Annotated in this window: 23 protein-coding genes and 1 pseudogene; all 24 read right to left on the bottom strand. The window is 37.2% G+C overall.

Annotated features, from left to right (window positions below):
• Positions 1 to 144: 144 nt before the first annotated feature.
• The gene (locus tag EEI45_RS05340; RefSeq protein ID WP_228410227.1) at positions 145 to 759 is read right to left on the bottom strand and encodes an MBL fold metallo-hydrolase; all 615 of its coding nucleotides are present in this window, start codon (positions 757 to 759) and stop codon (positions 145 to 147) included.
• A 33-nt stretch (positions 760 to 792) separates the two neighbouring features.
• Positions 793 to 942 (bottom strand): 50S ribosomal protein L33, encoded by a 150-nt coding sequence (rpmG, locus tag EEI45_RS05335; protein WP_125164426.1) that lies wholly within the window; start codon positions 940 to 942, stop codon positions 793 to 795.
• 60 nt (positions 943 to 1,002) lie between these two features.
• Positions 1,003 to 2,793 carry a penicillin-binding transpeptidase domain-containing protein gene (locus tag EEI45_RS05330; RefSeq protein WP_228410226.1) on the bottom strand — a complete coding sequence of 597 codons (1,791 nt, stop codon included), beginning with the start codon at positions 2,791 to 2,793 and terminating at the stop codon, positions 1,003 to 1,005.
• Positions 2,753 to 3,037, bottom strand: coding sequence for a hypothetical protein (locus EEI45_RS09275; RefSeq protein WP_228410225.1), 285 nt, complete (start codon positions 3,035 to 3,037; stop codon positions 2,753 to 2,755). Before EEI45_RS09275 ends, EEI45_RS05330 begins: the two co-directional genes overlap by 41 nt.
• Before the next feature lie 20 nt (positions 3,038 to 3,057).
• Positions 3,058 to 4,398 (bottom strand): DEAD/DEAH box helicase, encoded by a 1,341-nt coding sequence (locus EEI45_RS05325; RefSeq protein ID WP_125164425.1) that lies wholly within the window; start codon positions 4,396 to 4,398, stop codon positions 3,058 to 3,060.
• Between the two features lies 1 nt (position 4,399).
• Complete coding sequence (locus EEI45_RS05320) at positions 4,400 to 5,053, bottom strand: class I SAM-dependent methyltransferase (RefSeq protein WP_125164424.1); 654 nt, start codon at positions 5,051 to 5,053, stop codon at positions 4,400 to 4,402.
• A 1-nt stretch (position 5,054) separates the two neighbouring features.
• Positions 5,055 to 6,437, bottom strand: a complete 1,383-nt coding sequence (rpoD, locus tag EEI45_RS05315) for an RNA polymerase sigma factor RpoD (RefSeq protein ID WP_125164423.1) — start codon at positions 6,435 to 6,437, stop codon at positions 5,055 to 5,057.
• On the bottom strand, positions 6,437 to 8,200 hold the full coding sequence (gene dnaG / locus EEI45_RS05310; protein ID WP_125164422.1) for a DNA primase: 1,764 nt from the start codon (positions 8,198 to 8,200) through the stop codon (positions 6,437 to 6,439). Before dnaG ends, rpoD begins: the two co-directional genes overlap by 1 nt.
• A gap of 18 nt (positions 8,201 to 8,218) precedes the next feature.
• Positions 8,219 to 9,592: a glycine--tRNA ligase gene (locus EEI45_RS05305; protein WP_125164421.1), complete on the bottom strand. Its 1,374-nt coding sequence runs from the start codon at positions 9,590 to 9,592 to the stop codon at positions 8,219 to 8,221.
• A gap of 29 nt (positions 9,593 to 9,621) precedes the next feature.
• Complete coding sequence (gene recO, locus EEI45_RS05300; RefSeq protein WP_125164420.1) at positions 9,622 to 10,320, bottom strand: DNA repair protein RecO; 699 nt, start codon at positions 10,318 to 10,320, stop codon at positions 9,622 to 9,624.
• Positions 10,310 to 11,203: pseudogene (gene era / locus EEI45_RS05295) on the bottom strand (GTPase Era). Before era ends, recO begins: the two are co-directional and overlap by 11 nt.
• Positions 11,193 to 11,594, bottom strand: coding sequence for a cytidine deaminase (cdd, locus tag EEI45_RS05290; protein ID WP_125164419.1), 402 nt, complete (start codon positions 11,592 to 11,594; stop codon positions 11,193 to 11,195). The pseudogene era and the gene cdd overlap by 11 nt, the downstream one beginning before the upstream one ends.
• Positions 11,591 to 11,959: a diacylglycerol kinase family protein gene (locus EEI45_RS05285; RefSeq protein ID WP_125164418.1), complete on the bottom strand. Its 369-nt coding sequence runs from the start codon at positions 11,957 to 11,959 to the stop codon at positions 11,591 to 11,593. Before EEI45_RS05285 ends, cdd begins: the two co-directional genes overlap by 4 nt.
• The gene (gene ybeY, locus EEI45_RS05280; RefSeq protein ID WP_125164417.1) at positions 11,934 to 12,377 is read right to left on the bottom strand and encodes an rRNA maturation RNase YbeY; all 444 of its coding nucleotides are present in this window, start codon (positions 12,375 to 12,377) and stop codon (positions 11,934 to 11,936) included. Before ybeY ends, EEI45_RS05285 begins: the two co-directional genes overlap by 26 nt.
• A 64-nt stretch (positions 12,378 to 12,441) precedes the next feature.
• Positions 12,442 to 13,074, bottom strand: coding sequence for a phosphate signaling complex protein PhoU (phoU, locus tag EEI45_RS05275; protein ID WP_125164416.1), 633 nt, complete (start codon positions 13,072 to 13,074; stop codon positions 12,442 to 12,444).
• Positions 13,075 to 13,082: 8 nt separating this feature from the next.
• Positions 13,083 to 13,835 (bottom strand): phosphate ABC transporter ATP-binding protein PstB, encoded by a 753-nt coding sequence (gene pstB, locus EEI45_RS05270; RefSeq protein WP_125164415.1) that lies wholly within the window; start codon positions 13,833 to 13,835, stop codon positions 13,083 to 13,085.
• A 2-nt stretch (positions 13,836 to 13,837) separates the two neighbouring features.
• Complete coding sequence (gene pstA / locus EEI45_RS05265; RefSeq protein ID WP_125164414.1) at positions 13,838 to 15,061, bottom strand: phosphate ABC transporter permease PstA; 1,224 nt, start codon at positions 15,059 to 15,061, stop codon at positions 13,838 to 13,840.
• On the bottom strand, positions 15,058 to 16,011 hold the full coding sequence (gene pstC / locus EEI45_RS05260; RefSeq protein WP_228410224.1) for a phosphate ABC transporter permease subunit PstC: 954 nt from the start codon (positions 16,009 to 16,011) through the stop codon (positions 15,058 to 15,060). The genes pstA and pstC overlap by 4 nt, the downstream gene beginning before the upstream one ends.
• Positions 16,008 to 16,910, bottom strand: coding sequence for a substrate-binding domain-containing protein (locus EEI45_RS05255; protein ID WP_125164412.1), 903 nt, complete (start codon positions 16,908 to 16,910; stop codon positions 16,008 to 16,010). The genes pstC and EEI45_RS05255 overlap by 4 nt, the downstream gene beginning before the upstream one ends.
• A 73-nt stretch (positions 16,911 to 16,983) precedes the next feature.
• The gene (locus tag EEI45_RS05250; protein WP_125164411.1) at positions 16,984 to 18,195 is read right to left on the bottom strand and encodes a sensor histidine kinase; all 1,212 of its coding nucleotides are present in this window, start codon (positions 18,193 to 18,195) and stop codon (positions 16,984 to 16,986) included.
• Positions 18,176 to 18,850, bottom strand: coding sequence for a response regulator transcription factor (locus tag EEI45_RS05245; protein ID WP_125164410.1), 675 nt, complete (start codon positions 18,848 to 18,850; stop codon positions 18,176 to 18,178). Before EEI45_RS05245 ends, EEI45_RS05250 begins: the two co-directional genes overlap by 20 nt.
• Positions 18,819 to 19,802: a PhoH family protein gene (locus EEI45_RS05240; RefSeq protein WP_125164409.1), complete on the bottom strand. Its 984-nt coding sequence runs from the start codon at positions 19,800 to 19,802 to the stop codon at positions 18,819 to 18,821. The genes EEI45_RS05245 and EEI45_RS05240 overlap by 32 nt, the downstream gene beginning before the upstream one ends.
• A gap of 83 nt (positions 19,803 to 19,885) precedes the next feature.
• A complete protein-coding gene (gene rpsU / locus EEI45_RS05235) occupies positions 19,886 to 20,071 on the bottom strand; it encodes a 30S ribosomal protein S21 (protein WP_003773874.1) in 186 nt (61 codons plus the stop codon).
• A 174-nt stretch (positions 20,072 to 20,245) separates the two neighbouring features.
• Positions 20,246 to 21,676: a DEAD/DEAH box helicase gene (locus EEI45_RS05230; RefSeq protein ID WP_125164408.1), complete on the bottom strand. Its 1,431-nt coding sequence runs from the start codon at positions 21,674 to 21,676 to the stop codon at positions 20,246 to 20,248.
• Positions 21,677 to 21,768: the final 92 nt, after the last annotated feature.

Below are 21,768 nucleotides of genomic sequence, written 5' to 3'. Positions count from 1 at the left end.
GAAAGATTTCCGTAATGTCGAAATGGATATCTGTAATTGATTGTGAAAGTGCCATCTTTAATAAATCATGTAATTTCTTATCAATATATTCCATACCTTAAATTACGAGAATAGATAAAAAAAACCTAATCTATAGATTAGGTTTTAAATATGATTGGTTTCAATTTCTTTATAAAGTGATGTTGGTGACCCATGCCCAGGATAAAGTATATAATCAATATCACCAAAATCCGCTATAAAACTCCTTAGTGATGCATTCATGACGTTCATATTGCCGGTAGGTAAATCTGTTCTTCCAATACTTTGTTCAAATATAAAATCACCATCGAATATAAAATCATCAAAAACAAAAGAAATAGAGCCACTGGTATGACCTGCTGTCTTAACAACATCACATTCAAAAGGACCGATTGTTAACGGTTCCAAATCAATTGCAATCGGATTCGCATTGATCGTAAAAGGCTCCGGTGTTTGATTTGATAAATTATACGACATATCTTTTAGATAGTGAATTTCTTCATGATACATGTATACCGGACACTTAAATGTATCCACGATAACGTCAACACCCGAAATATGATCAAAATGGCCGTGTGTCAAGAGCACGCCAAGAACCTCAAAACCCTCTGTTGGTTTTAAAAGATTGGTAGTATTTTGATGTGGATCTAAACATGGATCAATGATAAGCATTTGGTTCCCATCACTTAAGTAATATGTATTTGTGGCTGCATAGCCTAATGTCTTGTATGTTACTTTCATCGTTTTCACCTAGAAAAAAAAGCCAAAAGAGGCTTATTTTTTTTCCTTATGTAATGTATGTTTGCGCTCACGTGGGCAGTATTTTGTAACTTCCATACGTTCTAATTGAACTTTTTTGTTTCTACTTGTGTGATAGTTTTCATCGCCACATTCTGTGCAAACTAAAATCGCTTGAGTTCTCATAGTTACCTCCAATATTTATTAGCCAACTCATTATATCATATATTATTTTAATTGCATATATTATTTTAAATTCATATAAGCATCAACAATTCGATCTCCTGTTGAAGTACAAATATTTGTAACAGGATTCGATAAATCTTCAGTATAAGCAAGCGGTGCAATACATGCTACAGCTATTTTGGGCTGCTCATATGGAGCAAATGCAACATATGTATTATTGATATAGGAACCAATCTCTGGATCATACGCTTGCGCTGTCCCAGTTTTTGCTGCAGCACTATATGGTACGGTTGGAATAAGATCCCCACACATATTTGAGGAAGCACACAAACGCATACCGGAACGAACTCGCTCTAACATTTCTTTATTTTCAATGGAATTAAGAATATTAACATTGTTTTGATAGACAGGACGGTGCGTATCATGATTTAACGCTTCTTTTACAAAATGAGGTTGTAATCGATATCCGCCATTAGCAACTGTCGTGATGTATTGACTGAGTTGCATTGCATTGTAGTTATCAAATTGACCGATCGCAAATTCTAGTAATGACCCTGAATTGCTTGTGCCGCCTTTATAACCAATTTCTTCTCGCGGATAATCTACTTGAGTACGAACCCCTAAACCAAATTGACTGTAGTAATTTCGCATAAGTGCAAAGGTTTTTTCAGCATCCGAAAATACAAGTGGTCCATTGGGTACATATGAAGATCCACCAAGACGTATTGCAACATTAAACATGTAAATATTTGAAGAATGTTGTAATGCCGTCTGATCATCAACAATTCCAAGATTACGCCATGAATGTCTTGGTGGTGTCCCTTCAATATACATAGGCGTATCATTGACGGTCTCACCGGGTTTCATAACCCCTTGATCCAACCCCATGTATACTGTCGCCCCTTTAATCGTTGACCCAACAGGATACCCTTGAAGCATCGTTAACTGAGGATCATTATAGTATTTACCGTCTTTACCACGGACCATTGCTACAATACCTAAAATGTCGCCGGTCTGAGGATCGGTTGCTACAACATGAATTTGATTGTTAATCTTTGTACGCTCACCAATGCTTTTTTGATAATCAAGACGCTCTTTAACAATCTTTTCCATTTCTTTTTGTAAATCCATGTCGATAGTCAAACGTATATCATTACCTTTGCGTCCATCTTTTTGAAGTTTAAACTTACTTCCCGAGGTTCGTTCATATTCACTATTATAACCCGAAAGGAATTGTTCATATTGGTATTCTAATCCATAGGCTCCTACCTGCTCGCTGAGTTCATATCCCTCAGCAACATAATAATCCCGTTTTTCATATGGAACATCCCCTAAATCACCAATAAGTGACATTAAATCCACTTCTTTATTGGGTTCACGTTTCCAAGATGTCGTACGTGAGAAGCCGGGAAATTCAGCAGCATGTTCCGCTAAATACGAAATTTGTTCATTCGTGGCTTCCTCTAGAATAATTGAGGGTTGCCCCATTTGAATGTTTCCCATTTTAACTTGCACTTGAAAAGCAAGGCGATCATCTTTTGAAAGGGAATCAGTCATCTCTTTCGTAATTTTACTTTTCTTTAACGACTCGACGGCACTCTGATCCATGTCCGTTTCTTTAATTATTTTGCGATCTTCTTCTGTGAAAAGACTTTCACCAAGATTGTTTTTTCTCAGCCATAATACTTTTAAATCATCTTCATTCAACTCATCTTTAACTTCAAACTGCTTTGCAAACTTAAGCGCTACTTCTTCCTCTTTCATGCCTTCAGGCATTTTTGACGGATAATAGGTTATTGAATTTACAGCTTTATTTGAAACGATAATACGTCCTTGAATCCAAAAACTCACCACGCATTGTTGGCATTCGAACCGGTGGCGATGAGTATTTAGCTAGTAAATCTTCATAATGATTCTGACCTACAATTTGAATTTTATACAATCTAAAAACAAGACCCCCAGCGATGGCGATTAAAATCACAACAAAGATTTTCAGACGATTATTAATCATCTTATCAAGATCTAATCCTTGTTTTAAATGTTCACTGCTTCCTGTATAATTGTCAGTTTTTTTACGTCGCTTAAAAATACCCATCAAAACCTCCCGTTAAGTCACTACTTCTCAGTGTCGAGTGCACGTTCGCGTTGTTTTGCTTTTGCACGTTCTTTTTTCTGTTCTCGAATTTCTTGTTGAATCATATTACGTTTTTTCTTATTTGTTAAACGTTCAATTTCTCGTTTACGCTTAACTTTATAACCAGGCTTAACCTTCACGTTTTTACGATGAAGCACCTGGACAATTTCTGGATCGAGTTGTTTGGTACGTTTTTCGAGGTTAAACCAAGGACGGACATCTTCAAGACCTACGTCTTTAACGCGTTTATACTCAAAACGTAAACCTTTTTTCATCAATCGCGTTACCGCACCCTGATCTTTTTGGGTAACAATACTAATACTGTATCCTTGTCGACCACTTCGACCAGTTCGGCCTGATCGGTGCGTATAGAAATCTAAATCATGGTTTGGTAACCCTGCATTAATGACATGACTGATTTCAGGTAAATCAATACCTCGAGCAGCCAAATCAGTCGCAACAATGTACTGAACACGTTTGCTGTTAATTTGATTCAATACCTGTTTACGGCCACGGTCACTAACGTCACCATGTAACTCTACACACTCAATTCCATAATCACGAAGATATCGAGCAATTTCCCCTGCTTGTACTTTAGTGTTGGCGAAAACAACAGCAAGTAATGGATTGATTGCTGATAAAACGTCAAGGACTGCTTCATTCATATCACGATGACGTTGATTAATGAGAATATGATCAATTCTTGGTTTCAATTTTTCTTCTGTTGAAACGATTTCAATAGGGTGTTTTAGATACTTTTTAATGAATGCACGAAGCCCACTTGGAATTGTCGCACTGTAAAGCATAAAAATTGTATCATTCGATAATCTTGATGCAATCGTATCAACTTCATTGATAAATCCATAGTCTAACATCATATCTGTTTCGTCTATAACAAAAGTCTTGATGAAATCGAGTCTTAGAACACTCCAACCTAAAATATCAATAAATTTCCCAGGTGTCGTGATTAAAATCATCGGTTGTTTTTCAATTTTCTTTTTAAGACGGCTATTGTCCATACCACCAATTGCAAGTTCGGTCGTAATGCGTTCATCTAAAGTAGTAATTTCACGTGCAAAGCTCTGGATTTGCATCGCTAATTCACGCGTTGGTGCAAGAATTAAAGCCTGTGTTTGTTCTACCGTTGGATCAATAAGTTCCAAAATAGCGAATAAGAACGCATGCGTTTTCCCTGTACCGGTATCCGATTTAACAATCAAATCACGCTTAGTCTTAATTTCTTTAAGAACTTTTTCTTGAACTGATGTAAGATCTTTAAATTTATTCAGTTCAAAAAATCTTTTATTAATATTATTCATCATATTAACACTCCTTTTCTAAAATATTCTTTATGGTGTTATATTCTTCTTCGAAAGCAACATTATGCTTCTTAATAGAATATAGATGATTTGCGCGATTGGTTAAATAGATTCGATAATCTTCATTAAGTTGTTTTTTTAACATAGGACCAATCAACACATCTTCCTGTGTTAATGCACTCTGGTTTGACGTCGAGACCTTGATTACCATAATAAATACTGGAATTTCTCGCTCTAAAATAAATCGTTCATCAATAAGTGCAAATCCATGCTCACTAACGGTTTGACGCAGCCAAGCATTTTTTGTATTTGATTGAATGATAATTGTATCATTCTCATTAAATTTATAATTAGAAATTATAGACCATATTGTTTCAGCGCCCATTCCCGCAATAACATAGCAATTAGCGTCACCCTGAAACCCTTCAAGACCATTACCTAACTGGAGTTCAATTTTATCTTTTAATCCAAAACGCTCGACATTTTCACGTGCCTGTTGTAATGGCTTTTCTGCAATATCAAGACCATAACCAAAAGACGCTTTATGCTCTTGGATCGCTTTGATAAGAAGTAATCCGTGGTCTGTTCCCACATCAGCAACACGTGCTTGATCAGGAATTAAATTAAAAATCTCTGTAAGTCGATTCGAAAGCTTCATATTATCGTTTGTCTACAAAGTCTCTTAAGCGTTTTGATCGTGTAGGATGTTTCAACTTACGAAGTGCTTTGGCTTCAATCTGACGAATACGTTCACGTGTAACGTTAAACTCTTTCCCGACCTCTTCTAACGTACGAGTACGTCCATCTTCTAAACCGAATCTGAGTCGTAAGACTTTTTCTTCCCGTTCCGTTAACCCTTCAAGAACCATTTTAATCTCTTCTTTAAGAAGTTGATTGTTCGCATACTCATCTGGTGATAATGCATCTTTATCTTCAATAAAATCACCAAGATGCGAATCATCTTCTTCACCAATCGGTGTCTCTAATGAAACTGGATCTAAAGCAATTTTCTGAATTTCACGCACTTTTTCAGGGGTAATGTTTTCCATTTCAGCTGCAATTTCTTCAGCTGTTGGTTCACGACCAAGCGTTTGAACTAGTGATCTTTGAATTCGGGTTAATTTATTAATTGTTTCGACCATGTGTACTGGGATTCGAATCGTACGTGCTTGGTCTGCAATTGCTCGAGTAATGGCCTGGCGAATCCACCATGTTGCATATGTTGAAAATTTAAAGCCTTTTGTATAGTCAAACTTTTCAACTGCTTTAACAAGACCCATGTTTCCTTCTTGAATTAAGTCTAAGAATAACATTCCACGACCTACATATTTTTTAGCGATTGAAACAACCAAACGAAGGTTTGCAGAGATTAGGATGCGTCGCGCCTCCAACCCATCGTAATAAGTTGCAACCCAGTTAGTTAAAAAGGCAAGATTTTCCTCATCACCGTTATCCGTAAGGTACGCTTCGAAATCATCAAAAAAGTACCCAATTTGGTTTTCCGTTAGACGCTCCGCAAGTTCCTCATCCGTAATTGCTGGATCCACAATTTCTTTATACTTATTAATGATAAATTCTTTAGCTTGCTCCCCTTCTTGAAGTCGGCGTGCAATTTCAGGTTCATCTTTAGCATCTAAAAGATTAACTCGACCAATTTCCTTGAGATACATCTTAACAGGGTCATTAATGCGAACCATGTTGGCACTGGTTAATTCATTTTCGTATGAGCTAAGGTCAACTTTATTCAGTGAATCGTCAAAGATTTCATCTTCCTCTTCTGACTCATCGCTAATAAAATCATCATCGACATCCGGCTCACCAGCTTCAAGCATTACCTCCTCATCAATATCATCTTCATCATCACTGAGAATAATGCCTTTTTCTGTAAACCACTCAAAAAGCTCTTCAGAATCATCATCACTCAAATTAAGGTGATCAATCGCCTTTTCTACATCATCATTTAATAGAACACGCTTTTTCTCATATTGTTTTAGAAAACTCTCTTTAACTTCTTCTAATGTTTTTAATTTTTTAGCTGCCATCAATGTTCTCCTTCTCTCTTATTTTTATTTCTTAATTGTTTTATTGCTTCTTCGAGTAGTGCTGCTTGATCATCAATCTTATCTTGTTGAAGCACCCGACCCTTCATATCATGGACTCCCATGACGACAAGATGATCCCGAATCAAATTAATATTTTGTTCCATACTTGCTCGATTATAGCCATGCAATAAGTCGCTTGATTCGATATCGATAGCAAATTTTTTCATTTTATCAGATATGTTTAAAGATAAAATATCTGCAATTTCAATAACTTCTTGATTACGATAACAATCGAGAATTATTAGTGCAAAATCAGTTGCCAAATCGGACACTAAGAAGCCTAATTGATCTCGATATAGGTATGCTGCTTCTTTAGAAATCAGCATTTGTCTCAAAATTGCTCTTTCAGGAATTTTTACATTAAACTCCATCGCATGATCAACATTATTCGGAATTCGGTGGGTATCACGTTCAAGCGAAAGACTACGCGCATTGAGTTGTTGTGATAACACACTATATTCAAAATTTGTTTTGTCAGAAAGTTTCTTGAGGTAATAGCTCTGTTCCAACTCGTCTTCATCTTTTAAATGATCAATCATAAATTGAACAACTCGTTTACGATTATCAAATGAATCCAAACCATAGTTTCCAATTCCATAACTCATTAAAAAATCTAGCCAATTAATACGGTCAGCAACACCTTTTTGAACACGTTCAATTCCAAATTCACGAATACATTCATCTGGATCTAATCCCGTATCATTATACCATACTGTAACTGTACAATGTGCTTTACGTAACTTCAAACCAACTTGATATGTCGCTTCAAGTCCGGCACGATCACCATCGAAAGCCAAAACAATATTTGAACTGCACTGTTTCAACATTTGAATTTGTTCATTGGTACAAGCGACCCCCAGTAAAGAAACGGTATTATCAAAGCCTGATTTGGTAAAAGCAATTGTGTCGGTAACACCTTCAGCTACCAGAATAAAATCTTGTTTACGTGCTGCATCTTTTGCATTGTGGATATTATAAACTGTCAATCCTTTGGTATATAAACGCGTTTCGGAAGTATTGATATATTTAACTTTATTATCATCATTTAGAGCCCGTGCACTAAAAGCAATTACGCGCCCATGTCGATCATAGATTGGAAACATGATACGCTGATAAAACACGTCTTCAACCCCACGCTCGGAGACCCGAACTAAATCCGCATCCACAAGTTCTTTTTCGTTAAAACCTTTTGCTAACAAATATTTTGATAATTGATTATCGCCAAATGCAACGCCAATACCAAATTTCTTTATCAACTCCATACTGTAACCACGTGCTTCAAGTTTACTTAATGCATCCTTACCCGCCTTTGTATAAAGTTGAAATTCAGTAAATTTTTGAGTCTCATCAAGTGCTTGAAATAACTTTAATTTTTCATTGTCTATCGGTGCTATATTTTGCTGTTCGTACTCTGAAACATCAACATCAATAAATGATGCAGTTTTAACGACAGCATCAATGAAACCAATTTTCTCAAAATCTTTTACAAAAGAAAAAACATTTCCGCCTGCTCCACAAACAAAGCATTTATAAATTTGTCGATCTGGAGAGACTGACATAGATGGATTATTATCATCATGAAAAGGGCAAACCCCCCAGTAATTTTTGCTTTTCTTTGATAGTGTCATGTATCGAGAAATGGTATCAACGATATCCGTTTTAGCACGAATGTCATTGATCAATTCTTCTGGCATTCGCTTCATATCACTCACCCGTTATTCTTATTTGTTAATTTCTTCATGCATCAATGCAATCGCTTCGTCCACACTTACACGAACCTGTTCCATTGAATCACGATAGCGTAACGTTACCTTTTCATCTTCTAAAGAATCAAAATCAAATGTAATACAGAATGGTGTTCCGATTGCATCTTGTCGACGGTATCGTTTTCCAATACTTGCCGTCTCATCAAAATCACAAGCAAAAGATCCCATTAGCTTATGCATAACCTCACGAGCCGGTTCACTTAATTTTTTGGAAAGCGGCAACACACACACTTGTGTTGCCGCAAGTTTTGGTGAAAAATGCATTACAACACGTGTATCATTTTCAAGTTCTTCTTCATCATAGGCTTCACAAATTAACGCAAGCATTAATCGTTCAACCCCTAAAGATGGTTCCACACAGTAAGGGATAAATTTTTCATTTGTCTCAGGATCTAAATACTCCATACTTACTTTTGAGTGTTCTTGATGTTGTTTAAGGTCATAATCAGTACGGTCAGCAATGCCCCACAACTCATCAAACCCCCATGGGAAACGATATTCGATATCACTTGTTCCTTTAGAATAATGTGATAACTCATCTTCATCGTGCTCTCTTAAACGTAGATTTTCAGGTTTTATACCAAGCCCAATTAACCAATCCATTGCGAATTTCTTCCAATATTCATACCACTCAAGGTCTTCACCTGGTTTCACAAAGAATTCTAATTCCATTTGTTCAAACTCACGTGTTCTAAAAATAAATTGTCCTGGTGTAATTTCATTTCTAAATGACTTACCAATCTGCGCAATCCCAAATGGTAGTTTTTTACGCATTGAACGTTGGACATTACGGTAATTAACAAACATCCCCTGTGCCGTTTCAGGACGTAAATAGATTGCGTTTGAACTATCCTCCGTAACACCTTGGAATGTTTTAAACATTAAATTAAATTGACGAATGTTTGTAAAGTCATGACCACCACAATTAGGGCATGGAATTTGATGTTCTTGAATATACAATTCCATTTCGTCATTGCTCATAACACCCGCATTAATTTCAGTTTCCGAAAACGCTTCAATAAGTTTATCAGCGCGATGACGCGTATTACATTTTCGACAATCCATCAAAGGGTCATTAAAAGTGTCTAAGTGACCACTTGCTTGCCATACTGATGGATTCATTAAAATAGCAGATTGAATCCCAACGTTATATGGATTTCGAGAAACAAAAGACTCCCACCATAATTTCTTAACATTTTGCTTTAATTCAATTCCTAAAGGACCAAAATCCCAAGTATTTGCTAAACCACCATAAATCTCACTACCTTGAAAAACGAAACCACTTGTTCTAACATGGTTTACTATCGTTTCAAATTCATATTTTTTCATTCTTTCACCTTCCAATTGCTTTCCCTCTATTATACATCAGAAATGAGTTTCCAACTATTAAATTTATAATCCCCATGAAATTCTAAATATTCAACCAATATTTTTAACAACTCATATTGATTGATTGTCTCTAAATATGCATCGACATCACGATCTGAAAATATTCCAAGTAGTGCAATCATTAATGACTTCGTCGTTTTAAATTGATGGTACGCATGGGTTGCACAGACATAACCGCCCTGTTCAATTGAGAATGCATTTACGTGAGTATTTCCACACACCACACACCCTTCAACATCTGGAGTAAATCCCTGTAATTGAATTAGAAATGCCAAATACTTGATACAAAGCACTTTTAAATCTGTGGATTCAATACAATTTTCAAACCAATTATAGAATGAAGCATGCGTATTGGCATCATAACAACGGACGGTTAATTCCGATACCAACGACATATACATCAACCAATCAAGATCTTGTCGCACTTGTAAATACGCATTGATTGATTCCCCACCTATAATTCGATTTAATTTTTGATTTTGATAATTAAATCGATATTGAACTTTTGAAAATTCTAAACCCAATCGACCTTGTTTTGATTTTGCACGGTAATAACCCGGCAAAATCATCCGGATCAATCCATATTCATAACCAAGAAAATGGACCATTGCATCATGTTCACGAAAAGGAACAATTGACACAATGAATCCAATATCTTTATTGTTCATATTCAGTTTCAATATATCCAAGCTGATTTAACATTCGAGCACGATTACGCCAGTTTTTTTCAACACGAACATAGGTTTCCAAAAACACTTTTTCTCCAAGAACTGTTTCCAACTCTCCACGAGCACGTTCCCCTATTTGCTTAATCATACTCCCTTGTTTACCAATAATGATCCCTTTTTGTGAAGGTCGATCAACGAGGATAACAGCACTAATGATTGTCGCATTCTTCTTCTTAACTATTCGCTCAATCGCAACTGCTACACTGTGAGGTATTTCTTCTTCTGTTAACTCAAGAATTTTTTCACGAACAATTTCAGCCATAATAAATTGTTCGGGGTATGCACTCACTTGATCTTTAGGTAATACATCACACCTCTTCCATATAACTTAGAGTCACATCCAATAATCGATCAACATTATTGTTTTCTAAAGCTGAAATTGAATGATCTCCGTAAATTTAAAATCAGTCGAAGCAGCAATTCGTTCTAAAAGAGCCTGTTCGCTCATCTTATCAACTTTATTAATAATTAGGAATACGGGAATTTTCAGTTTGCTTAATCGCTCAATGACAAATTCATCACCAGTTCCAAATGGTTCTGCACCATCAATAATATAGTAAACCAAATCAACGCCTTTAAAATGCGCATAGGCTGTTCGATTCATTCGTTCACCCAACTGATGTTTTGGTTTATGAATGCCAGGCGTATCAATAAAAATAAGTTGATAATCCTCTTCGGTTTTAACCCCGATAATCGCATCTCGTGTTGTTTGTGCTTTTTCTGTAACAATCGCTATTTTTTGTTTAACGATTTGATTAATTAATGTTGATTTCCCAGCATTGGGACGACCAACAATTGAAATAAATCCTGATTTAAATGTCATTTAAGTCCTTCTTTCCAAACATTAATGGCATCAATTCTTCAATGTTTGTGGTCATTGATTCGTTGCCATTTGATAAATAGATCGGTGTTGTCGGTTCAAGCAACTCTGAAAGTACTTGTCTGCATATTCCACACGGTCCTGCTAAAAGACTGCCATCCGTTACGATTGCAATTCCAACAATATCCGCTTGTCGATATCCATGGGAATAAGCGGAAAACACAGCACTTCGCTCACCACAGTTTGTTGCACCATATGATGCATTTTCGACATTTGCACCTACAAACGTCTTACCATCGCGAGTCAAAAGACATGCGCCAACATGGTAATTCGAGTACGGTGCATAGGCATTACGCATTGCTTCAAAAGCTTTTGAAATGAGTTCGTCTTTCATATAAATCTCCTTGTGAGCACGATAACTCCTATAATAATTGCATATATTGCTGCTAACAACACTGCACCTGCTGCAATGTCCTTAATTTCTTTTACATGCAAGTTATAATTTTTAATAAGCAAATCACAAATATCCTCTACGGCTGAATTTAAAAATTCTGTAACCAGAACCATAAAAACTGCACTCACCACAAACATCCATTCAACGGGAGTAATCCCGATCAACGCAAAAACGATGATGGCAATGAATCCAAGAATCAGTTGTATCAGAATACTATGATCGTATAACACTCCGGTCTTAACACCCTGAAATGCCGACTTAAATTTTTTCCGGGTACGTTTAAGAATCTTTGCGAGCGATATCATGCAAGATTTCTTTCTGTAGTCCAAACATAACGACTTCCTCCTCCGGCGTATGATGATCATAGCCTAATAAGTGGAGGTACCCATGTGCTACGAGAAAACAGAACTCACGTTTAAGGGAGTGCCCGTATTCTTCTGCTTGTCGGCGAATCGCATCAACACTGATAATAATATCCCCCATCATAAAAACTTCCTCATCCATTGAACCATCCTCAAAGCTTAAAACATCTGTAGGTCGATCAATATTACGGAATTCTTTATTAAAGTTATGGATGCTTTGGTCATCTACTAAAACAACATTAACTTCTACTGCCTTCTCAAAAGCAGTCTTGCTTAAAGTCTCTTCCAAAATTGGCTTGAGATACGTCTCATAAGCGTCCCAAAAGTCATCATTTGATTGATTAATATAATTTATTTCCATTTTATCACTTCCGCATTAATTATATCACAAAAAAAAGGCTTAAATCTAAGCCTTTTATCACATATTACCCAAAATCGATATGACGTCCTTTCACAATGTAGATTACATGCTCACAAATATTCGTCGCGTGATCACCTGCACGTTCAATATTACGCAAGATTCCAATTGTTTGAGTTGGAATACGATCTGATTCTATAGGCTCTGAAGCATATCGCGCCATAATCCCTTGAAAAAGTTCATCTAAAGCTTCATCCATCTCCGCAACAACATAGGCATCTTTAACATTCGGTTTCTTTAAAAGCGATACAACTGCATCGAAATTTTCGAGGAACTTAGCCCCCAACAACTCAACATCACTTTGATACTCAGGTTGAGATTCTTTACTTTTAATAACGTATCGCCCCATATTTTTGGCATAGTCACCAATCCGTTCCAAATCCGCGGACACCTTAATCCCGCCAACGACCATTCTCAAATCTTTCGCGACCGGCTGCATTAACGAAAGAATTTCAATCGCTTGATCATTTATGCTTTCATCCGAATCATTAATATAGTCATCTTTCTCTATGACATTTAAAGCAAGTGTTTTATCCTCCGTAACTATTGCTTGAATCGCCATTGCCATCTGCTTACGAACGCGATCTGCCATCGCTAATAAATCCGCTTCAAACACCAACATTTTGTCTTCTAATCGCATAGTTCCTCCTAGCCAAATCGGCCTGTAATATAGTCTTCAGTACGCTTATCTTTAGGGGTATGAAAGAGTTTACGTGTCGTTTCATATTCAACAATATCACCCATTAAGAAAAAGGCAGTCATATCACTGATACGCCCCGCTTGTTGCATTGAGTGCGTTACGATAATAATTGTATAATCTTTTTTTAAATCAAGAATTAATTCTTCAATCTTTGCGGTAGCAATTGGGTCGAGTGCTGAAGTTGGTTCATCCATCAAAATCACTTCAGGTTTTAAAGCAATTGCACGCGCGATGCATAAACGTTGTTGTTGACCTCCTGATAGACGGAGTGCTGATGAACCCAATCGATCCGAAACCTCATCATAGAGTGCCGCTTTAATCAGCGCGGTCTTAACAGCTTCATCGAGAACATGTTTGTCTTTGATACCTTGGCATCGCAATCCATACGCAACATTATCATAGATGCTCATTGGAAAGGGATTTGGGTGTTGAAACACCATCCCTACCCGTGTTCTTAAATCCACCACATCCACATCCCTTCCATAGATGTTCTCATTTTCAAAAAGTACACTTCCCTCAATTCGACAACTTTCTACTAAATCATTCATTCGATTAAAGCATCGTAGAAACGTCGATTTACCACATCCTGAAGGTCCAATAAAAGCAGTAACTTTTTGTTTTTTTATGTCAATAGATATATCTTTGAGTGCCTGATGATCCCCGTAGAAAAGATTTAAATTTTTAACTTGGAAACTATTCATGATTAATATCCCATCCTTTTTTGAAGTTGCTTAGAAATATATTTGACGGATAAATTTAAGATTAATACAAGCCCTAAAATAACAATTGAAATAGCACTGGCTAACTCAAAATTAGGTTGTTCTTGACTCATAACAGACCAAATATGTACCGCAAGTGAGGTTCCTCCTTGAGTGATACCCGGTGCATCGTTCACAAACGTTCCCATTGTATAGATAAGAGCTGCCGACTCCCCAATTATCCGACTAACTGATAAGAGCACAGCTGATAAGATTCCAGGTAAAGCACTTGGGAGCACCACTTTAAAGATAGTCTGTGTTTGGGTTCCACCAAGTGAAAGCGATGCCGATCGTAAACCGTCAGGTACAACCAACAACGATTCTTTCACCGATCGAATTATAACTGGTAATAAAATTACGGCCATCGTCATCCCGCCAAGAAGAATACTTAACCCCGATACATTAAAGAAAGCGGTGATAGGAAAGAGAACAGCGATCCCTAAAAGCCCGAAGATAATACTTGGAACACCTGCTAACATTTCAATACTGCTTTCTAACATGCGTGTCAACGCAGTATCTGGTGCAATCTCTGTAAGGTAAAGGGCTGCGCCGATTCCTAGGGGTAATGCAAAGAGCAACGATGTCCCAATCAGAAGCAAGGTTGCAAGAATAGAACCCCAAATTCCCCCACTTTGTGTTTTATAATAAATGGATTGCAAACTTTGAGCTTCATTTAGCTTTATGTTTAATTGCTGGGCATCATCCCCAGCGACATGGCCAGAAATCATTCGTTCTCCATTGGAGTCACTCATTGTAAGTCGTTCAATTGCATCACCTTTATGAATGACGTGATGCTTTTCAAATTGTGGCCCAGCAGTTAAGTTAATCGTTTCATTAAATGGACTTTTTTCATCCACATACGATACGATAACCGTCTTTTTCCCTTCATGATTTTGATGATCTCGAATGGCAATACCATAGTTTTCATTAAAAACATCTGCAGTATCTAAATTCTCAGGCTCAACAAACATTCCTGATTTTGTATCTGGGAACCCCAGCAAATAATTTTCCGACCAATAATTTGAACGTAACATATCCCAACTGAGTGTATCCTTACCCCGAATTACCACAAAACTAAAAATGCCGATAAGAACAAGAACTGAAAGCAAAGAAGCGAGATACGTGATACCATTTAGGAACAAATCGTGAATTTTACGTTTACGTGTCATTTTCCGTCATTCCCCACTTTCTTTTTGAATGCATGAATCACTAAGTTTGAGATCAAAATAATAACCATAAGCACAATCCCGACACTAAATCGCACATCATAATCAACGCCCGATGTTTCTTTCATTCCTGAGAGCATCGTAGATGTCAGTGTTCGCGTGATATCAAATGGACTCCATGTTGGTCCGGTCGGTTTATTTCCTGCAACCATCGAAACGGCCGTAGCCTCACCAAACGCCCGTGCCAACCCAAGGATGAGCCCCGTAGTTATTCCAGATTTCGCTGACGTTAAAACCACTTTAAAATTCGTTTGAGTCGATGAAGCGCCCAACGCGAGCGAACCAAGTTCTAAATTTTTATCAACCGCATTCATTGAAACGATTGAAAGCGAAGTCATGGTTGGTAACACCATTATCGCCAGTAGGATTACAACCGCTAACATTGATCTTCCACCAAATGTTGAAAAACCAAGAGCGGTTGCAAATTCATCGACAAATGGCACTATGACACCCGAAGCAAAAACACCATAAACAACAGAAGGAACTGCCGCAAGCATCTCAATCACCGTTGTGAGTAGCTTGGATAAATTCTTGGGTGCAATTTTAGAAATAAACAATGCAGTGAGCACTGAAATTGGAAACGCAATTAACATTGCTAAAAATGCGGTAATGACCGTATTAATCACAATAAAAAGCACACCATATATCTTCTTGTCCGCTTCCCAAACAAATCCAGTAAGAAAATCCAGTAATGAAATTTGATTTGGACCATATGAAGGAAGAAAAACAGCAATACCACGTTTAAAGATAAATACAAAGATTACAACGACCATCGATGCCGCAAGAATTCCCATCAGTTTTAAAATGCTTTGAACCCAAATATCAATTGTTCTTTTTCGATGTTGATAGCCTTCCGGAGTGTGAACCCCGAAACGATTCTGTTTGTAACTCATACAAGTTCCTTCCATTGCGAGAGTTCTCCGCTAAATATTTTTTGAAGGCGTTCCGGAGTGATATCTTCGAGTGGATTCGCCTCATTAACAACCACGACTACAGCATCCATACAATACACTCCTGATATCATTCCCTTATCCACAGGTTCTTCTTTTTTGAATTTTCGTGACGCAAATCCAATGTCAATATGATTGGCACCATCCTTTTCGCTGCCCAATGTGCGCTTGTAGCCATCACCCGATCCAGTATGATTGGGTTCATATTTAAAATTCCCAGCCATTGGAATAAACGATTCAACCGCAGCTTTAATGGTCGGCTCAACAGAAGTCGAACCACCTGTTTTAAGCACTAGATCTGAATTATCTCTAGACACAATGGGATGACGTTCCTTCAAATCTTCCCATAAAACGCCTTTCGAAATATCCACAATTCCACCTGAGGCCAAAACAATTTCCTTACCTTCAATCGAATTATTTAAGTAATCCAGAAACGCGAGTACCAACGCTTGTTTCTCATTTGAATCAAAATCCCCTTCACCGCGCGTTACAAAACTAAATGGACGCGCAAGTTGATAAGTACCTGCATTCACTGATTCAATGGATGGCATAATACCTAAATAACGTAGTGGTTTAATGCCATTACTTTGAAAATCCATTGCTAACGATACATATCCAATTGCATTGTGTGCTTGCCCCACTTGGGTAGCCATATCGCCATTCCCTGTTGTTTCAGCACTGTTGTGTGTAATCGATTTGATTCCAGCAATCGATTCGAACGCTTCCCGTGTCCCCGATGAACCGTCTCGTGTATAAACCTTAATTTCATTTTCATTACTTGAAGTATGACACCCACTTAGAATGAATGAAAATAGAAAAAGCAAAATAAAAGATTTCCTCATAATAATACACGCTCCCTTTCCTACCATTACGGAAAGTATAGCGATGCATCATTAAAAGAAAATCAATTAACTGTTAATTCTGTGTTAACTTTATGGTAAAGGTTGTTCCTTTATCAATGGTACTGGAGACATTAATCGTCCCCCCGTGCGCCTCAACAATCGACTTAGAAATCGCAAGACCCAGGCCACTTCCTCCATTTTCACGACTGCGATCTTTTTCCCCTCGATAGAATCGTTCGAAAATATGGGGAATTAAATCAGGTTCCATGCCTTTTCCGTTATCTGAGAAGTTGATATGAACATGCTCATCATCCGTATCACATTGAATTTTGATTCGGCCATTTTCCGCATAATTGATTGCGTTATTGAAAAGATTAAGAAATACTTGTGACAAGCGAAACTGGTCTGCGTAAACTGTAATATTGGATGGACAGTTTAAAACCACTTTAATATTGGCTTGATGCAGTTCTTGTCTTCGTTCATAGATTAACCCATCAAAAAATTGTTTGAGATTAAAGACTGTTTTCTCTAAATAGACCGTATTTGATTTTAGACGTGATTGAAGCAATAAATCCTCAACAATGTGATCAAGACGGTTATTTTCTTTTTCGATTTGTTTTAAAAATTCTTGCAGCGTTTCAACATCATTGAATCCAGGTCGATTTAAGATTTCAACCATTCCTTTAATGGATGCTATGGGTGTACGCAACTCATGCGATGCATCAGCAATAAAGCGTTTTTGCATTTTTTCGCCCTCTAATATACGGGTAACATCTTGAAAAATAAGCATGCAGCCATTGTATCGACGCTTTTCAGTTAAGAACGGTATCGATAACACTTGAAATTCGACATCTTGGTAGCTGACTTGACGAACAAATTGTTTTTCATTTAGGAACGCATCCAATAATGTTTGTCGTATTGGCGAATCAATTTTTACATCGTATACACTCTTTGCATCAACATGAATGAGTTGATCAAAATATTGATTACTCACCTCAAAATCTCCACGTTGATCAATATAGACCAAAGGTGACGGTATTGCATTAATCAACTGCACAGTACGATCAAACGCATAATCGGCTTGCACCGTTGCTTCTTTTTTTACCATTTCAACATCTTCTTTAATTGTTTCAACTTTATTTTTTGTATTTAATGTATCAAGGATAAATAAAAGTGCCATCCCCAAACTTAAAAACAGTATTGAAACAACGGTGCGACTCCAAAGCGCAATCACCGAAAGAAGTACAAGAACGAGTAATTGTATTTTATTCTCTTTTCGCAACATATCCAACTCCTCTCAGCGAATTAATTTTAACATTTGAATCTTCAAGTTTTGTTCTTAATTTAAAAATATGGACATCAACAATTCGCGTATCCCCATCATAATCAAAATGCCAAATCTCTGATAAAATTTGAGCACGTGTTAAGACAATATTTTCATTTTGGAGAAGGTAGATTAATAAGTCGAATTCTTTTTTCGTAAGTTCAACATTCTCACCAGCAACCATCACGGTATGTTGATCCAAATTAATCACAATATCCCCGACTTCAATCCTTCTTAATTCGTGGTTCATATCTACCCGGCGTAGATGTGCAGTAATACGCGCTGAGAGCTCTCGAGGTGAAAAAGGCTTTGAGAGATAATCATCAACCCCCGCTTCAAACGCTTCGAGAATATCCGCTTCTTCATCTTTAGCCGTCAGCATAATTAAAACAGCATTTAAACCACGACCTCTAAACCTTGAAACAAGTTCAATGCCGTCGTAATACGGTAACATCCAATCAATAATAATGACATCAAATTGGCCATCAAGAGCCATTTCAAGCCCTTCACGGCCATCTTTAGCAGAATGAACATCAAAACCCATCTGTTTTAAATCATAACGTAACAGACGACGTATTCCTTCCTCATCTTCGATTATTAGAATTTTCTTGCTCACGTCGATCTCCTTCCGCAAACTTCTTAAGAATTTTAATCACCAATGGGTGACGAACCACATCACTGTGCGACAAATTCACAAATTGAATTTCAGAAATATCGGATAAATAATCTTGCGCAACACGAAGCCCAGAAGCTTGATGACGCGGTAAATCGATTTGATCGATATCTCCGGTCACAATCATTTTTGAATTACGACCAAGTCGTGACAAAAACATCATCATTTGAGATTTTGTCGTATTTTGCGCCTCATCAAGAATAATCATTGCATCATCCAAGGTACGACCGCGCATATACGCTAACGGTGCAATTTCAATGACACCTTTATCCATATAGCGTTGAACACGTTCTGGAGAAAGCATGTCATCCAATGCATCATACAAAGGTCTTAAATAGGGATCAACTTTTTCTTTAAGGTCTCCTGGAAGAAACCCTAAATTCTCGCCTGCTTCAACAGCAGGACGCGTAAGGATAATCTTTTGTATTTCCCCTTTTTTTAAAAGCTCAACTGCATAACACACCGCTAAAAACGTTTTACCGGTCCCCGCAGGTCCAACCGCAAACGTTAAATCATGATGCTTGAACGCATCAATAAATACTTTCTGACCTAACGTCTTTGGACGAATGGGTTTACCTGTATAGGATCGAGTTAAGACTTCGTCCAACATTTCGATAAAACGGTCAGTTTGATGATGAGCGACAACATCAAACAAATACTCAAATTCTTGAACATCGAGTCGTTCATAGTGGTTAATGACAGAAGATGCAAGTCGAATAAATGAAACCGTGTCCTCAACGTTGGACTCAGCACCCTCAATTGAAAGATGAGCGTCCCGTGCTTGAATATTTACTTCATATTTTTTTTCAATAAGATTAATATTTTTATTCTCAATACCAACAAGTTGCTGGAGTGAGATATCAAGTTCGTTTAAATTGACTGTTTGAGTTACCAAGAGTAGTCCTCCTTATGTATTAATCATATCGCAAAATAAAAAACATGCAATAAAAAAGAAGCGCTTAGCGCTTCTGGTTTTTGTTATCTACGTTTTTTACGGCGTGCTTTTTGAGCAGCTTCCGACTTCAATTTGCGTCGTACGCCAGGTTTTACATAAAACTCTCTTTTGCGAGCCTCAGCAAGGGTACCATTACGAGATACTTGACGTTTGAATCTGCGTAATGCGTCATCCAAACCTTCGTTCTCTTTTACTACAATTCTCGACATGACTAACCTCCCTTCTGATGCAAGCAAATTAATTATAACACTTCATATATCAAAATCAAGTATATAATTAGGATTTTTTCGATATATTGCTAAAACCGTAAAAAGCGCGTCATTAAGCACCCTCACACTCACGTTTTGGTGTGTTTTTCTCAAAATGATCTCCAAATGATGTGGTTATCGAACTGACTTTTTACGACGCTGTGTTGACTTCTGCTCTTGGTTTTTATCGTGCAAACGAGAACTGTTCGACTTCTTTGCTTTTTGTGATTGTTTCTTTGCCTTTTTTGAAGCATGATTACTCCAATCGTAGGGTCCATTGAGTTCTTTTTCTTTTTTTTTAGGTTTTCCTTTTGATTTAGAGTCTTTTTGCTTAGTTGGTTTTTTCTTAGTTTTGGATTCTTCAGCTTTTATTCGTTCTAACTTCGCTTTTTTCTTTTTACTAATCTTCCCATCTTTAATTGTTTTATCAAGCAATGGGTAGTTATGTGACTTGACTACAGGAACACGCATTTGAATCACACGTTCAATATCTTTTAGTAATGGGATTTCTTCAAAATTACAAAACGAAATCGCAGATCCACTAAACCCCGCACGACCCGTACGTCCAATTCGATGTACATAAGTTTCAGGAACTTCTGGAAGTTCATAGTTTACGACATATTTCAATTCATTGATATCAATACCACGCGCCGCAATATCTGTGGCCACCATAACATTAATGGTTTTATCTTTAAAACCACTCAAAGCACGTTGACGTGCCCCTTGTGATTTATCTCCGTGAATTGCGACTGCATTGATGTTGCTACGGCATAAATCACGTGCCACACGGTCTGCACCACGTTTTGTACGCGTAAACACAAGAACAGAATCAAAAGACTTATTCTCCAAAACATCAATCAGAAGTTGTGTCTTATTGCGCTGATCGACATAATAAACACTTTGATCTACCGTTTCAACAGTTGAGGATACGGGTGTAACCGCAACCGTTGTGGGATGATTTAAAAGCATCTCCGCAATACTTGAAATTTCTGATGGCATTGTAGCTGAGAAAAGAAGTGTTTGTTTCTTTTTAGGAAGTTTTTTAATGATGCGTTTCACGTCATTAATAAATCCCATATCCAACATACGATCCGCTTCATCAAGAATAAAAATCTCAATATGAGATAAGTCTATATAACCTTGACTCATTAAATCTTCTAAACGACCCGGTGTTGCAATCAGAATGTCGACTCCATTACGAAGTGCTTTTACTTGATAACGTTGAGCAACGCCACCAAAGATCACAGTTGATCGTAAATCCATATATTTGCCATACATTTCAAAATTTTCCTGAATTTGGATGGCAAGTTCGCGTGTTGGTGTTAACACGAGCGTTCTTATTTTACGCTTCCCATTACGGTCAAATGCCTTTTGTTTTAAATTTTGTAAGGTAGGAACCGCAAAAGCAGCCGTTTTACCGGTTCCGGTTTGCGCAAGTCCAATGAGGTCTTGATGTTTAAGCAATGCAGGGATTGCTTGTTCTTGAATTGGAGTTGGCTTTTGATATCCCTGCTCCGTTAATGCTTGTAGTATTTTTTCATTTATTCCTAAGTCTTTAAATTCCATATAATTGCTCTTTAAATTCTTTTATACATTTTGTGTTCTTTGACAGAACATCAACCGTTTAATCTTATAGTTTTATGAGCCCAAAGTAAACA

It is taken from the genome of Erysipelothrix piscisicarius (assembly GCF_003931795.1).
Classification (GTDB): domain Bacteria; phylum Bacillota_I; class Bacilli_A; order Erysipelotrichales; family Erysipelotrichaceae; genus Erysipelothrix; species Erysipelothrix piscisicarius.
This window is presented reverse-complemented; position numbering and strand designations above follow the sequence as displayed.